This window comes from Huaxiibacter chinensis (assembly GCF_022171985.1).
GTDB lineage: Bacteria > Pseudomonadota > Gammaproteobacteria > Enterobacterales > Enterobacteriaceae > Enterobacter > Enterobacter chinensis_A.
Genome location: NZ_JAJVHF010000001.1, coordinates 827,405 through 841,688 on the forward strand (window position 1 = coordinate 827,405; position 14,284 = coordinate 841,688).

The 14,284-nt window shown below is 57.3% G+C and carries 13 protein-coding genes; 6 read left to right on the top strand and 7 right to left on the bottom strand.

What is annotated here, in order from left to right:
* Positions 1-35: 35 nt before the first annotated feature.
* Positions 36-1,064, bottom strand: a complete 1,029-nt coding sequence (gene mtnA, locus LZP96_RS04035; RefSeq protein WP_064325264.1) for an S-methyl-5-thioribose-1-phosphate isomerase — start codon at positions 1,062-1,064, stop codon at positions 36-38.
* A gap of 105 nt (positions 1,065-1,169) precedes the next feature.
* On the opposite strand from mtnA, the gene mtnK reads away from it, so the two are divergent.
* On the top strand, positions 1,170-2,369 hold the full coding sequence (gene mtnK / locus LZP96_RS04040; protein WP_064325263.1) for an S-methyl-5-thioribose kinase: 1,200 nt from the start codon (positions 1,170-1,172) through the stop codon (positions 2,367-2,369).
* A gap of 51 nt (positions 2,370-2,420) precedes the next feature.
* On the opposite strand, the gene LZP96_RS04045 is transcribed toward mtnK, so the two are convergent.
* From LZP96_RS04045 to LZP96_RS04060, 4 genes are read right to left on the bottom strand one after another with little or no spacing between them, the layout of a single operon-like run.
* Positions 2,421-3,662, bottom strand: coding sequence for an LVIVD repeat-containing protein (locus LZP96_RS04045; RefSeq protein ID WP_064325262.1), 1,242 nt, complete (start codon positions 3,660-3,662; stop codon positions 2,421-2,423).
* Positions 3,659-4,723, bottom strand: a complete 1,065-nt coding sequence (locus LZP96_RS04050) for a sugar ABC transporter substrate-binding protein (protein ID WP_064325261.1) — start codon at positions 4,721-4,723, stop codon at positions 3,659-3,661. The genes LZP96_RS04045 and LZP96_RS04050 overlap by 4 nt, the downstream gene beginning before the upstream one ends.
* A 19-nt stretch (positions 4,724-4,742) precedes the next feature.
* A complete protein-coding gene (locus tag LZP96_RS04055; protein ID WP_064325260.1) occupies positions 4,743-5,738 on the bottom strand; it encodes an ABC transporter permease in 996 nt (331 codons plus the stop codon).
* The gene (locus tag LZP96_RS04060) at positions 5,735-7,237 is read right to left on the bottom strand and encodes a sugar ABC transporter ATP-binding protein (RefSeq protein WP_064325259.1); all 1,503 of its coding nucleotides are present in this window, start codon (positions 7,235-7,237) and stop codon (positions 5,735-5,737) included. The genes LZP96_RS04055 and LZP96_RS04060 overlap by 4 nt, the downstream gene beginning before the upstream one ends.
* A 159-nt stretch (positions 7,238-7,396) precedes the next feature.
* Between LZP96_RS04060 and LZP96_RS04065 the strand changes: the two genes are divergently transcribed.
* From LZP96_RS04065 to LZP96_RS04080, 4 genes are all read left to right on the top strand, one after another.
* Entirely contained in the window at positions 7,397-8,485 is a 1,089-nt protein-coding gene (locus LZP96_RS04065) for an oxidoreductase (RefSeq protein WP_064325258.1), read from the top strand.
* Between the two features lie 55 nt (positions 8,486-8,540).
* Positions 8,541-9,284, top strand: a complete 744-nt coding sequence (locus LZP96_RS04070; RefSeq protein ID WP_064328081.1) for an SDR family NAD(P)-dependent oxidoreductase — start codon at positions 8,541-8,543, stop codon at positions 9,282-9,284.
* A 190-nt stretch (positions 9,285-9,474) separates the two neighbouring features.
* Positions 9,475-9,771, top strand: coding sequence for a type II toxin-antitoxin system RelE family toxin (locus tag LZP96_RS04075; RefSeq protein WP_064325257.1), 297 nt, complete (start codon positions 9,475-9,477; stop codon positions 9,769-9,771).
* Between the two features lie 31 nt (positions 9,772-9,802).
* Positions 9,803-10,156, top strand: coding sequence for a helix-turn-helix domain-containing protein (locus LZP96_RS04080; protein ID WP_258925730.1), 354 nt, complete (start codon positions 9,803-9,805; stop codon positions 10,154-10,156).
* On the opposite strand, the gene LZP96_RS04085 is transcribed toward LZP96_RS04080, so the two are convergent.
* Both LZP96_RS04085 and cstA read right to left on the bottom strand, forming a co-directional pair.
* Positions 10,153-10,350 (bottom strand): YbdD/YjiX family protein, encoded by a 198-nt coding sequence (locus tag LZP96_RS04085; RefSeq protein ID WP_064325255.1) that lies wholly within the window; start codon positions 10,348-10,350, stop codon positions 10,153-10,155. The two genes, LZP96_RS04080 and LZP96_RS04085, sit on opposite strands and share 4 nt — an antisense overlap.
* Positions 10,351-10,404: 54 nt before the next feature.
* On the bottom strand, positions 10,405-12,510 hold the full coding sequence (gene cstA / locus LZP96_RS04090) for a pyruvate/proton symporter CstA (protein ID WP_064325254.1): 2,106 nt from the start codon (positions 12,508-12,510) through the stop codon (positions 10,405-10,407).
* Between the two features lie 289 nt (positions 12,511-12,799).
* Between cstA and LZP96_RS04095 the strand changes: the two genes are divergently transcribed.
* Positions 12,800-13,912, top strand: a complete 1,113-nt coding sequence (locus LZP96_RS04095; RefSeq protein ID WP_258925699.1) for a M20 family metallopeptidase — start codon at positions 12,800-12,802, stop codon at positions 13,910-13,912.
* The last annotated feature ends 372 nt before the right edge of the window (positions 13,913-14,284 follow it).

Sequence of the window (14,284 nt, forward strand, 5' to 3'; positions counted from 1 at the left end):
TCCCTCTCCCGTGGGAGAGGGCCGGGGTGAGGGCATCAGGCCGCACTGCCCCTGAAAAAGCCGTTGCTTACCGCCTCCGGCGTCACCACGCCCGTATCCAGCACCCAACCCGCGATCAGCGCCGCGGGCGTGACGTCGAACGCCGGGTTATACACCCGCGCTTTTTCCGGTGCCCACTGCACCGCGCCAAAGCTTCCGGCGACGCCCGTCACTTCACTTGCCGCGCGCTGCTCAATCGGAATGGCTTCCCCGTTCGGGCAGTCAGGATCCAGCGTGGTATGCGGTGCCGCCACATAGAACGGAATGCCGTGGAATTTCGCCAGCACCGCCAGCGAATAGGTGCCAATTTTATTCGCCACGTCGCCATTAGCAGCAATGCGATCGGCTCCAACCCATACCGCGTCTACCTCGCCTTTCGCCATCAGGCTCGCCGCCATCGAATCCACTATCAGCTGATACGGCACGCCCAGCTCACCCAGCTCCCACGCGGTTAATCTCCCCCCTTGCAGCAGCGGGCGTGTCTCATCCACCCAGACATTGCTGACGAGCCCCTGCTGATGGGCATGGGCAATCACCCCCAACGCGGTCCCCACGCCCGCTGTCGCCAGCCCACCGGTATTGCAGTGGGTTAACAGACGGCTGCCCGGTTTCACCAGCGCACTGCCAGCTTTCGCAATGGCGTCGCATAGCTGCTTATCTTCTTCAATCAGACGCAACGCCTCAGCCACCAGCGCCGGCACAAAATCTTCCTGCCAGAGCGCCTGCTTCATACGATCGAGATTGTTCATCAGATTCACCGCGGTCGGGCGAGAAGCGCGCAACGTCTCCAGCGCGACGGCCAGCTCGTCGCGGCTGTTGCCACGTTCGGCGAGCAGCGCCAGCAGCAGGCTGGCAGAGAGTCCAATCAGCGGCGCACCGCGCACGCGCAGGGCATGAATGTGGCCGACAAGCGCCTCTACGCTGGAGGCATCCAGCCAGCTTTTCTCCTGCGGCAGGGCCTGTTGGTCGAGAATAAAGAGCTGATTTTTCACCACTCGTAGACTTGTCGTCTGTAATGTCTGCATGTCGTTAATTCTCTGTTGCGTTGTTGTATCACATTGTGTCAGGATAAAATTCAGATGTATAGACGTCTAAATGTCTTTATTAGCAGAATCAATGAGGAACAGGCAATGTCGCAATACCGTACCTTTACCGCCCAGGATGCCGTGGACTATGCAAAGCAATTTGGCGGGCTTGATAACCCCTCATCACTGGTAGAGGCGCAGGAAATTGGCGACGGCAATCTCAACCTGGTGTTTAAAATCTTCGACGCGCAAGGCGTCAGCCGCATCATCGTCAAGCAGGCGCTGCCCTACGTGCGCTGCGTCGGTGAATCCTGGCCCTTAACGCTGGATCGCGCCCGCCTTGAAGCGCAGACATTAGTGGCGCACTACCAGCACAGCCCGCAGCACACGGTGAACATTATCCATTACGACCCTGCGCTTGCGGTGATGGTGATGGAAGATCTCTCCAGCCATCAGATCTGGCGTGGAGAGCTGATTAAAAACCACTTCTATCCCCAGGCCGCGCGGCAGCTGGGCGAATACCTTGCGCATACGCTGTTCCACACCAGCGATTTTTACCTGCATCCGCACGAGAAAAAAGCGCAGGTCGCAAAATTCATTAACCCTGAGATGTGCGAGATCACGGAAGATCTGTTCTTTAACGATCCTTATCAGATTCACGAACGCAACAACTACCCGGCAGAGCTTGAAAACGACGTTGCCGCCCTGCGCGATGATGCGCAACTTAAGATCGCCGTGGCCTCGCTCAAGCACCGCTTCTTCTCGCAGGCCGAAGCATTGCTGCACGGGGATATTCACAGCGGATCTATTTTTGTCGCCGATGAGAGCCTGAAAGCTATCGACGCGGAATTTGGTTTTTACGGCCCTGTTGGCTTTGACGTTGGCACCGCCATCGGTAATCTGCTGCTGAACTTCTGCGGCCTGCCGGGTCATCTGGGTATTCGCGATGCCGCCGCCGCGCGCGAGCAGCGTCTGACCGATATTCAGGTTCTGTGGACGACCTTTGCGGAACGTTTTCAGGCGCTGGCCACGGAGAAAACCCGTGATAGCGCTCTGGCAACGCCCGGCTATGCCTCTGCGTTCCTGAAAAAGGTGTGGAATGACGCCATTGGTTTCTGCGGCACCGAACTGATTCGCCGAAGCGTAGGGTTATCTCACGTCGCGGATATCGACACCATCCAGGACGAGGCCATGCGCCATGCCTGTCTGCGTCACGCCATTCATCTGGGCCGGGCGCTGATTGTGATTGCCGACAGAATCGACAGCGCGGAAGAGCTGGTCGCAAGGGTACGCCAGTACAGCTAATGTTCACCCTCTCCCGCCGGAGAGGGCCGGGTCGCGGGCATCAGCCCGCCCTTACCCCAGATACTCAATCACCGACAGACCGCCGTTGTAATCCGTGCTGTAGATAATCCCCTGCGCATCCACGAAGACGTCGCACGACTGAATAATCTGCGGCCGGTTCGGGCGGGTATCCATCATTTTCGCCGGTGCGGCAGGTACCAGCGCACCGGTTTCCACCGGGCGATACGGATTGGAAATATCGTAAGCCCGCACCCCCGCATTCTGATATGTCGCAAAGATCAGGGTTGAACTGACAAAACTTCCGGGCCGGTTTTCATGCAGATTATGAGGACCAAAGTGGGCCCCTTTCGCCACGTAATCGGCTTCATCCGGCTGCGGGAAGGTGGCGATGCTCACCGGATTAGACGGTTCGCGAATATCGAACAGCCAAATCAGCTTTTCGCCATCTTCCTGATTATCCAGTACCGCTTCGTCCAGAACGACCAGTAAATCCCGATCCGGCAGCGGCAGCGCCGTATGTGTCCCCCCGCCAAACGGCGGGCTCCAGTTACGATGGCTAATCAACTTTGGCTGCGCCCGGTCCTTCACGTCGAGCAACGTCAGGCCACCATCGCGCCAGCTCCCGTAAGCGGTATCCCCGGCGATAATGGCATGGTGCAACGCATAGCGTTTCCCTTCAGGCCAGGAAGGCTGCTCACCGGCGGCCTGGTTCATGCCTGGCAACCACCAGCGCCCTGCGACCGCTGGCTTACGCGGGTCGGCCAGGTCGATGGTCAGGAAGATGTAATCGGTAAACCCGTCAATCAGGGCTGAAACATATGCCCAGCGGCCACCTGTGTACCAGATACGGTGGATGCCAATGCCCTCGAGCGACAGAAACCCGATCTCCTTCGGTTTGTCCGGCGTCGCAATATCAAAAATACGCAGCCCGGCGCTCCAGCCTTTGTCCTGCACGTCGCTGACCGTCTCTCCCACCTGGCGCGTGTAGTAAACCTTCTCATCCGCAAAACGTGCGTCGGCAAACAGATCGCGGGCGTTTATCACCAGCAGCAGATCGTCATGGGCCTGAAGATGTACGTTCCATGTGCCGGGCGGCGCAGCCACATAGCCTGCGGCCCTGGGGTTTTTCGGGTCGCGTACGTCCACAATCGAAAAGCCCTGCGACACCATATGGCCAATGTAGGCAAAGCCCCGATGCACCATCAGCTGTACGCCATCCGGACGACCGCCCTGATCGCTATGGCCGATCAGCCGCATATTGCGGCTGAATTCGGGCGTGGGAAGCCGACTCATTTATTTTTCGCTTCCAGCGTCGCAAACCACGGCGCAACGAAATCCTGGGTCTGACCCCAGCCCGGAATGATTTTCCCCAGCGAGGCTACATTTACCGCCCCGGGTTGCGCCGCCAGCAGCGCCTGAGGGATGGCGGCGGCCTTAAAGTCGTAGGTCGCAGGCGTTGCTTCTCCGGCAATTTTGTTGGCGATCAGGCGGACGTTGGTTGCCCCAATCAGCTTCGGATCGACCGCTACGCTCACCTTCCACGGGCTGCCTGATTCACGCATCAGCTGCAAATCCTGGTTCGAAATATCAATACTGTAGAGTTTGATCTCCGTCCGGCCATTTTCTTTTAACGCCTTATAGGCGCCCTGGCTGAACGCATCCCAGGTGCCCCAGATCGCATCGATTTTGCCTTTCGGATATTTCGCCAGCACGGCACCGACTTTATTGGCGGTATCGCCCTGCACATCGGACGAGACAGCCCCGATGGATTCCAGCTCTTTAATGCCCGGATACTGCTTTTGCAGCTCCTTATAGGCGGCCTGACGGCGCTCCATCGGCGGGAAGCCCGCGACCCACAGTTTGATAATATTGGCCTTGCCGTTGAAATCTTTCGCCAGTTGACCAAAGGAGAGGTTCGTTAATGACGCGTCATCCTGCTGGGTCACCGTCACGCCGGGGATATCCCCGTTCACGGCGGTATCAAACACCGCGACCTTAATGCCGGCATCCACCGCTTTTTTTACCAGCGCGGTGGAATAAGGGTCGCGACCCTGCGAGAGGATGATGCCGTCATATTTCTGGCTAATGGCCTGATTAACAAAATCCTGGAATTTGGCGTCATCACCGTTGCTCAAAAAGGTGCTGACCTTAAAGCCCAGCTTCTTTCCTTCCTGGATTGCCCCCGCGACAAACTGCGTGGTGTTATCGTCGGAACCCAGATTGCGGATCACCGCGACACGAATCGGCCCGTCATGCTGGGCAATAGCCGCCGGAACCGGTGCAGACGTGGCGGCATAGCCGGGTAAAGCCGTCAGTAACCCCAGCGCCACGAAAGAGAGTGCAATTTTTTTCATTATGGTTTCCGTTGTGTTGTTAGCGTTTTTGTATGTAAGTCAGCGCCAGGGCAACTGCCAGCACCAACCCTTTTATAATGTCCATGGCGTAATAAGGTACCGACAGCATCACCAGCCCGTTAGAAAGCACGCCCAGAATGACCGCCCCCACCAGCGTACCCAGCGCGTTTGGCTTGCCAGAGCCCGCCAGAGAAAAGCCTATCCAGGCGGCCGCAACCGCATCCATCAGATAGCCGCCCCCCGCGTTGACCTGCGACGAACCGATACGCGAGGCCAGCAAAATGCCCCCCAGCCCTGCCAGCAGCGAGGCCAGCACATAGGCCGCCACCTTGTAGCGCGTGGTGCGAATACCGGATAAACGTGCCGCTTCCGGGTTACCGCCAATGGCGTACATCCGGCGTCCGTGGGTGGTCAGCGACAGCGCCAGCTGCGCAAGCACCGTTACCACCAGCATGATAATCACAATAGTGGGCACCTGGCCCAGTGCCCCAAAAGCCGCCGGGATTGTGCCTTCTGCCATATCCCCGCTCGGCAGCACCATGTTTTCGGTTATCGAACCGCCGTAGCTGTAGGTCATCGCCACCCCCTGGATCACAAACAGGCTGGCAAGCGTGGCGAGCATGTCGGGAATGCGCAGAATGACAATAAGAAACGCGTTAAACAGCCCCACCAGGGTGCACAGCGCCAGAGTGATCACAATCGACTCCGTCGTGCCGAAGCCATGCCAGACAAAGAGCGAAATCACCAGCGCATTCGCCAGCGAGGCCGTCGACCCCACCGACAGATCAAACCCGCCGACGGTCAGTGATATCGACACGCCAATGGCGATTACCGTCACAATCGCGATGGAGCGCAGGATATTGATGATGTTGTTCGGATCGAGGAAGTTCTCCGACGCCAGGCCAAAAACAACCACCAGCGCGACCACGGTCAGCAACATGCCCCATTTATAAAGAAAATCGAAAAACTGCTGACGGCCTGATGCCGTCGCACTGACTGAAAGGGCCTTGCTCACGGCGCCGTTCCTCCGGTTGAATAGTAAAGTAAAGTCTCTTCCCGGGCCTCGGCCCCGGCGATTTCCGCCACGATACGTCCATCCCACAGGACGCAAATGCGATCGCACAAACCCACCAGCTCGGCGAACTCCCCGGAGGCATAAATCACCCCCTTGCCTTCCCGTGCCAGCGCATCAATCAGCTGGAAAAGATCGGTTTTGGCTTTGACGTCCACGCCTTTTGTGGGCTCGTCAAAAATCAGCACGCTGGCCTCGTTACGCAGCCATTTGCCGATCGCCACTTTTTGCTGATTCCCGCCGGAAAGCCGACGCAACACCTGCCCCGGCCCACGCGCTCTGACGCCTACGCGGGCTATCACCTCTTCGGCCCAGCGCCACGCCTGACGATGACCAAAGACGCCCCAGCGCGAAAAGCTGTTATCCGCACTCACCGAAAGGTTCATGCTCACCGGTTCGTCGATAAATATCCCCTCTTTACGGCGCTCTTCCGGCACCAGCGCCAGCCCGCGCATAACCGAGTCTGCCGGATCGCGCGGTTTCCAGGGTTGATGATGCAGCTCGCCACCTTCAACACGGCTTTTGCTGGCGCCAAACAACGCTTTGCACAGCTCGGTTTTGCCTGCGCCAGCAAGACCGGCAATGCCTAAAATCTCCCCCTTACGCAGATGTAAAGAGATCGCTTTTAACAACGCATCGTCGTGTAATCCTTCGACGCGCAGCACAATCTCATCGCTTAACGGCGGGCGTGCAGGGGGATAGATATCGCTCAGTTCATGCCCGAGCATTTTCTCGACAATCTCCTCACCGCTAAGCGCCGCCATCGGGCCGGACTCAATCAGCTTGCCGTCGCGAAGTACCGTTAAGGTGTCGCAAATGGCTTTTAGCTCATGAATGCGGTGCGAAATAAACACCACGCCTATACCCTGCTGTTGCAGGCGCTTCACCACCGCAAAAAGCCGTTCACTTTCGTGGGCATCCAGCGGCGCGGTAGGTTCATCAAGGATCAGAAAACGGCAGTGATGCGACAACGCCCGCGCCAGCAAAATTTGCTGTTTCTCGGCAAGCGAGCAGGTGTCGATAGAGCGACGAACGTTCAGGGAGACATCCAGCTGGGCGAGCGCCTGCTTTGCCTGCTCACGGATGGCGTGCCAGCGATAACGGTGGCCCGGCTGCGCCAGATGATCGAGCATGATATTTTCCGCGATGCTCAGCCCGGGGATAAGCGCCACATCGACCTCCTGCTGCACCAGGTGGATCCCAAGCTGTTTCGCGTCAAGCGGCTGACGAATACCCACCGGCTGGTTGTTGATGCAGATTTCGCCCTCATAGTGGTCGTAGGTGCCGCACAGAACCGCCATCAGCGTTGATTTCCCTGCCCCGTTTGCCCCGGTTAACGCATGCACCGATCCGCCCGTCAGGGTGAAATCCACCCGCGACAGCGCCTGAAAACCGGAAAAGGCCAGGCTGATACCGCGCATCTCAAGGCGACTGGAATTCATCCGCGTAAATCCTTCATAACTATTCTGATTTACCGAATTTTTCACAGGTCGGGTTGACTGGCAATGATAGAAAAGGCATAAGATAAAGCTAAATATTATTAGCCATCCGGATGTCCAGACATAACATCAGGTTAGCGCTTCGCCAATAAGGACACCACCATGAGCAATACTGATATTCGCGTCGTACCCGGCCCGGCAAACTATTTTTCCCATCCCGGCAGCCTCGCCCATCTGCATGATTTCTTTACGCCGGAGCAGCTTTCTCGCGCCGTATGGATCTACGGCGAGCGGGCAATAGCGGGTGCACAGGCATTCCTTCCGGCGGTTTTTCACGCCGAGGGGGCACGCCACCTGCTGTTTAAGGGCCACTGTAGCGAGCGCGACGTCACGCAGCTGGTGAATGACGCCGGTCCAAACGCCAGCGTCGTGATCGGCATCGGCGGCGGTGCGCTGCTCGATACCGCTAAGGCTGTCGCGCGTCGTCTGGAGGTGCCTGCGGTAGCCATACCGACCATCGCGGCGACCTGTGCGGCCTGGACGCCGCTCTCCGTCTGGTACAACGATGCCGGTCAGGCGCTGCAGTTCGAGATTTTTGACGATGCCAATTTCCTGGTGCTGGTGGAGCCTGAAATCATCCTCAACGCGCCGGCAGATTATCTGCTGGCAGGCATCGGCGACACCCTGGCAAAATGGTATGAGGCGGTGGTTCTGGCACCGAATCCTGACGCGCTTTCACTGACCGTCCGGCTGGGCCTTAACGGGGCGCAGGCCATTCGGGACGTGTTGCTTGAGCAGAGCGAGCAGGCCCTGGCGGACCAGGCGCGCGGGGAACTGACGCAGGCGTTTCGCGATGTGGTCGACGCAATCATTGCCGGCGGCGGGATGGTAGGCGGTCTGGGCGAACGTTATACCCGCGTGGCGGCCGCCCATGCGGTCCATAACGGCTTAACCGTGCTGCCACAGACCGAAAAATACCTGCACGGGACCAAAGTGGCTTACGGCATTCTGGTTCAGAGCGCCCTTCTCGATCAGGACGACGTGCTGGCGCAGCTGGTGGCGGCCTATCAGCGCTTTAACCTGCCCACCACGCTTCGCGAGCTGGAGGTGGACATTAACAATCGCGATGAGCTGGATCGCGTTATTGCCCATACCCTGCGCCCGGTGGAGTCTATTCATTATTTGCCGATCGCCCTCACCCCTGCGGTGCTGCGTGCCGCGTTTGAGAAGGTAGAAACCTTCAACCGTTAATGGCGCCGACCGACTATACCTAATGATGATTCTCATCACTCCAAACGAGGTCATCATGCAGATCGATTTGTCAGGTAAAAAAGCGCTGGTCACCGGCGCCAGCCGTGGGTTGGGTCGTGCAATCGCGCTGTCACTGGCACGCGCCGGTGCCGATGTGGTTATTACGTATGAAAAATCCGCCGACAAAGCCCAGGCGGTGGCCGATGAAATCGCCGCGCTTGGGCGACTCAGCGAGGCGATTCAGGCTGACAGCGCCAGCGCAGAGGCCATTCAGGATGCTGTCACCCACGCGGCGCGCACCCTGGGCGGGCTGGATATTCTGGTCAATAATGCCGGGATTGCGCGCGGTGGCCCGCTGGAGTCCATGACACTGGCGGATATTGATGCCCTTATCAACGTCAATATCCGTGGCGTGGTGATCGCGATTCAGGCCGCCCTGGTGCATATGTCTGACGGCGGACGCATCATCAATATTGGCAGCTGTCTGGCAAATCGCGTCGCTCAGCCCAACATATCGGTCTATTCGATGACCAAGTCGGCCCTCAACTCCCTGACCCGCGGTCTGGCTCGCGATCTGGGGCCACGCGGTATTACCGTCAACCTCGTCCACCCTGGCCCGACAAACAGTGATATGAACCCGGAGGACGGCGATCAGGCCGACTCACAGCGTCAGCTCATAGCCGTGGGTCATTATGGCCAACCGGACGATATTGCCGCCGCCGTGACGTTTCTGGCAAGCCCGGCGGCCGGGCAAATATCAGGCACCGGTCTGGACGTCGACGGCGGGCTGAACGCCTGACGCCGGTTCGCAGATTTTTTGTCGGCCTCTGTCACCCGACAGAGGCCTTTTCGGGCCGCCTCGCAGGCTGACGCTTTCACCCTTTCTCCCGCTTTTCGATCGCCCTACAGTAGCCCATATGAAATTCGGAATTTATCTAATAGTCTTATTATTTCCTTATATTTTGTGTGGGCGTACAGTGGAGGTACGGATGAAGATTGTCTGGTCAAAAGCCGCAGAGAAGCAGTTTTCGAAAATTGATTGTCGATATCAGACTCGCATTAAATCCAGACTGGAAAACCTGGATGACAACGCAGCGCCGGTCGCAGATATCAAAAAATTAGCCATACCCGAAAATCACTATCGCTTACGCCTGGGGGATTACCGCGTGATTTACACCCTCAAAGAGCAGCAAAGTGATACCTGTTACGTGGTTTCGGTAAAACGCCGGACAACCACGACCTACCTTCATGAGGAGCATAGGGAATATGAGTGTTCAGTTAATTAAGGATGAGTAAGGAAAAGCACAATTCGCCGTCATTCCCTACAAAGAATATTTTCGCATGCGCATGGCCATGCTTGAGTATGACAACGATGATGAAAAAGAGTGGGAAGAGATACCGTATGAATCGGATATCTACGATAACGTCATTTTACCAGGCGACGTGTGTGATGTGATGCACAAAGAAAACGTCAGTCTGCAGGCAGCCTGGCGCATCTGGCGCGGCCTGTCCCAGAAAGAGGTGGCAGAGAAGCTGGGCATCAGCCAGTCAGCCGTCTCACAACTCGAAGCCCTCGATTCCCGCCCGCAAAAGCGCACCCGGGAAAAACTGGCCGCGATTTACGGCTGCACTCAGGAACAGATCAGCCTCTATTTACCGAAAGAGGATTAACAGCATTTTGGGCCGCCCTTGCTGCCATAGCGGGCATCCTGACGGTCACGAAAGAACGCTTCGTAGGTCATCGGCGTCTGATCGGGGTGATTGACGCGCATGTGTTCGACGTAGTTATCGTAATCCGGTACGCCAATCATCATTTTGGCGGCCTGGCCTAAATATTTACCTGCTTTAGAAAGGGTGTCGAACATCGTCATATTTCCTGTCAATCCCTCTCCCCAACGGGGAGAGGGTTAAGGTAGGGGTTAATGGACCCCTTTCGCCTGAGTCACTATCTCTTGCAGATTCTCAGGCATAGGCTCATAAGGTGTTTCATTCGCTGTCGGCGTCGCCACTTTCAGTGCGGCCAGTGCGGTCTTCAGAGAGTACACCGCCAGCACCACGACCACCACCATAAAGAAGATGGTCAGGCCCGCATCCAGACGGTTGTTGAACACCAGCTGTGACAGCTGCGATTCCGTATACTGCGCCGGGATTTTACCGCTGTCGATCATTGCCTGGAATTTATTGGCGATAGCGAGGAACCCCACTTTGGCATCCGGGCTAAAGGCTTTTTGCCAGCCGGCGGTCAGGGTACAAATCAGCAGCCACGCGGTCGGCACCAGCGCCACCCAGGCATAACGCTGGCGTTTCATTTTGAACAGCACCACCGCACAGAGCATCAGCGCCATACCTGCCAGCATCTGGTTGGCAATCCCAAACAGCGGCCACAGGGTGTTAATTCCCCCCAGCGGATCGACCACTCCCTGATGCAGGAAGTATCCCCAGGCCAGTACGCACAGGGCGGTCGCCAGCAGGTTTGCCGGTAAGGAGTCGGTTCGCTTCAGTCCGGGAGAGATGACCCCGAGCAGATCCTGCAACATAAAGCGCGCCGCACGCGTTCCCGCATCCACCGCCGTCAGGATAAAAAGCGCTTCAAAAAGAATGGCAAAGTGATACCAGAACGACACGTCCATCAGGCCGCCAAGCGCTCCGTGCAGAATGTAGGCCATCCCCACCGCCAGCGTAGGCGCACCGCCCGCACGGGAAATAATGGATTGCTCACCCACCTCGTTGGCAATATGCGTCAGGGTCTCTGGCGTGATAGCAAAGCCCCAGCCGCTCACCACCTGCGCGGCAGACGCCACCACGTCAACCGTTCCGGCTGGTGCCAGTACCGCCATGGGGCTGTTCATCGCGAAGTAGACGCCCGGATCGATAATGCAGGCAGAAACCAGCGCCATAATCGCCACGAAGGACTCCATCAACATGCCGCCATAGCCGATGAGACAAGCCTGGTTTTCATTCGCCAGCATTTTCGGCGTGGTCCCGGAGGCAATCAGGGCATGGAAGCCAGAGACGGCACCACAGGCGATGGTGATGAACAGGAACGGGAAGAGGTTACCGGTCCAGACCGGGCCAGTACCGTCGATAAACTTCGTTAAGGCAGGCATGGTCAGGGTCGGACGCATGATCAAAATGCCAATTGCCAGGCCCACGATGGTACCGATTTTCAGGAACGTCGAGAGGTAATCGCGTGGAGCCAGCAGCAGCCAGACCGGCAGAACCGCGGCGACAAACCCATACCCCACCAGCATCCAGGTGAGCTGCACGCCGGTAAAGTCAAACATCGGGGCCCAGGTCGGGCTTTCCGCAACCCAGCCGCCAGAGATAATGGCGAAAATCAGGAAGAAGAGACCGATGATCGACACTTCACCGATGCGTCCCGGACGCAGATAGCGGATATAAATGCCCATGAACAGCGCCAGCGGAATGGTGAAGGCCACGGTGTAGGTTCCCCACGGACTGTGGGTCAACGCTTTCACCACAATCATCGCCAGTACCGCCAGAATGATCACCATGATCATAAAGGTGGCGATAAGCGCAATCACGCCTGCGGTCGCGCCCATCTCCTCTTTGACCAGTTCACCCAGCGAACGTCCGTCGCGCCGTGTGGAGACAAAGAGCACCATAAAGTCTTGTACCGCACCGGCCAGCACCACCCCGGCCAGGATCCAAATCATCCCCGGCAGGTAACCCATTTGCGCGGCAAGCACCGGTCCGACCAACGGACCCGCACCGGCTATTGCCGCAAAATGGTGACCGAACAGCACTTTCTTATCGGTCGGGACATAGTCCAGACCATCGTTATGACGAACGGCAGGCGTCATGCGCGTGGCGTCTACCGCCAGCACATTTTTCGCAATAAAGCGTCCATAGAAACGATAAGCGATCAGATAAATACAGACGGAGGCGACCACTATCCATAATGCATTGATCTGCTCACCACGATTGAGGGCGATATAGCCCAGAGCAAATGCCCCCACAACGGAAAGCCCTGCCCAGATGATGTATTTCCCTGAATTATTCATAGAAGGTGTCCATTAGCATGAAACAGCGAAATGTTACATTTTGTTTCTAGATCACGCCGGGCAATTTAACAACTTTGAAACGCAATAATGTGTGGTCAAACCAGACATTTACCTGACAGTGTTAAGCCGATCACTTTCGGACGGTAACCGGGTCGAATTCACGCCTTTTTCCAGTCACATTTTTCGCTTTTTCAGCCAAAAACGTCTTTAGCGAATGATTTAAGTCATCTTTTTGGTTCATCACTTCGCCAGACTGTGTCTACGGATCGTTCTCTGACAGGAAGTAAAAATGAATCTTGACCATTACATTGAAGAACTGAAAACGCTGGTGAATGTTGACTGCGGTACGCAAACGCTGGAGGGCGTTGCCAGAGTAGCAGACATAATCGAATCCCTGTGGCAGCGGGAAGGCTGGCATACCGAACAGGTGAATTTGGGCGACAACGTCGGGCCCGGCGTGTTTGTCAGCAACAAACCCCAGGCGGAGCAGTTTGACGTCCTGCTGGTCGGCCATCTTGATACCGTGTTCCCCGCAGGTACGGTCGCATGTCGTCCGATGCGCCAGGATGCGACTCGCCTTTACGGGCCGGGCGTCTCAGATATGAAGAGCGGGTTACTGAATATTTTGTGGGCAATGCGCGGGCTGGATGCCGCAGATAAAGAACGTCTGGCGATTGCGGTGGCGATGAACCCGGACGAAGAGACAGGCTCGGTCTGGTCTCACGAATGGATTGGCGAACTGGCAAAACGTTCCCGCTGCGTGCTGGTATGCGAAGCCGCGCGTGCCGACGGCTCGCTGGTAAAAGCGCGTAAAGGGATGGCGGGCTACCACCTCACGTTTAGCGGCGTGGCGGCCCACGCGGGCAACGAGCCGGAAAAAGGCCGCTCAGCGATTACCGCGCTGGCCAGCAGCATTCTTGCCATCAACGCTCTGGCAGACCTGGATAAAGGAACCACGCTGAACGTCGGGGTTATCCACGGCGGCAGCGCCGCAAACGTAGTCGCAGAGAGTGCTATCGCCGAGTTGGACGTGCGTTTCTGGGAAAACGACGAATACGATCGGGTGCATCACGCGCTGAATGCGCTCTGTGAGAAAGGATTTTTCGAGGGCGTGACCACCTCACTCATCCGGGTGAACCATAAGCCCGCAATGGCCGCGAGTGAAGCGACTCAGGCGCTGATGGAGCAGGTTGAAGCGGCAGGTCGGGAAGAAGGTATTCCCATCACGTGGCAGGCGGTAGGCGGCGGCAGCGATGCCAACCATACGGCCGCGCTTGGGATCCCGACTCTGGACGGTTTAGGCCCTGTTGGGGCAGGTTTTCACAGCCCGACGGAGTGGCTCGATATAGCCTCAATAGAGCCGAGGATCCGGTTGCTACGACGCGTCATTTCTATGCGCTAAACGTGTAACGCTCATTATCCCTGTGGGCAGCGCTGAAAACGGCGCATTGAGATTGAAGGATGACAACGGGAAGCGGGTCTGAAGGTACTTTGGTCAGCAGAACGGCGGGGGCTGAGCCGCCTGCTCCCCTCACCCCACCCCTCTCCCAAAGGGAGAGGGAGTACATTGTGCACCTCATCACTGCCCGTGGCTCCCTATCCATTTTGCAATGGCAGAAGGTCAGAGCCAGAGCATCAACCCGCACCATCCATCCCCTCTCCCCGTGGGAGAGGGTTAGGGTTAGGGTGAGGGCATCAAACCGCACAACCCCCCATGGCAGAACGTCAGAGCCAAAGCATCAAACCGCACCATCCATCCCCTCTCCCTGTGGGA

Excerpts from the sequence above, each read along its gene's own strand:
- cstA (WP_064325254.1), bottom strand. The coding sequence starts at position 12,510 with ATGAATAATTCAGGGAAATACATCATCTGGGCAGGGCTTTCCGTTGTG.
- LZP96_RS04060 (WP_064325259.1), bottom strand. The coding sequence starts at position 7,237 with ATGAATTCCAGTCGCCTTGAGATGCGCGGTATCAGCCTGGCCTTTTCC.
- LZP96_RS04095 (WP_258925699.1), top strand. The coding sequence starts at position 12,800 with ATGAATCTTGACCATTACATTGAAGAACTGAAAACGCTGGTGAATGTT.
- LZP96_RS04045 (WP_064325262.1), bottom strand. The coding sequence starts at position 3,662 with ATGAGTCGGCTTCCCACGCCCGAATTCAGCCGCAATATGCGGCTGATC.
- LZP96_RS04070 (WP_064328081.1), top strand. The coding sequence starts at position 8,541 with ATGCAGATCGATTTGTCAGGTAAAAAAGCGCTGGTCACCGGCGCCAGC.
- mtnA (WP_064325264.1), bottom strand. The coding sequence starts at position 1,064 with ATGCAGACATTACAGACGACAAGTCTACGAGTGGTGAAAAATCAGCTC.
- mtnK (WP_064325263.1), top strand. The coding sequence starts at position 1,170 with ATGTCGCAATACCGTACCTTTACCGCCCAGGATGCCGTGGACTATGCA.
- LZP96_RS04085 (WP_064325255.1), bottom strand. The coding sequence starts at position 10,350 with ATGTTCGACACCCTTTCTAAAGCAGGTAAATATTTAGGCCAGGCCGCC.
- LZP96_RS04075 (WP_064325257.1), top strand. The coding sequence starts at position 9,475 with ATGAAGATTGTCTGGTCAAAAGCCGCAGAGAAGCAGTTTTCGAAAATT.
- LZP96_RS04050 (WP_064325261.1), bottom strand. The coding sequence starts at position 4,723 with ATGAAAAAAATTGCACTCTCTTTCGTGGCGCTGGGGTTACTGACGGCT.
- LZP96_RS04065 (WP_064325258.1), top strand. The coding sequence starts at position 7,397 with ATGAGCAATACTGATATTCGCGTCGTACCCGGCCCGGCAAACTATTTT.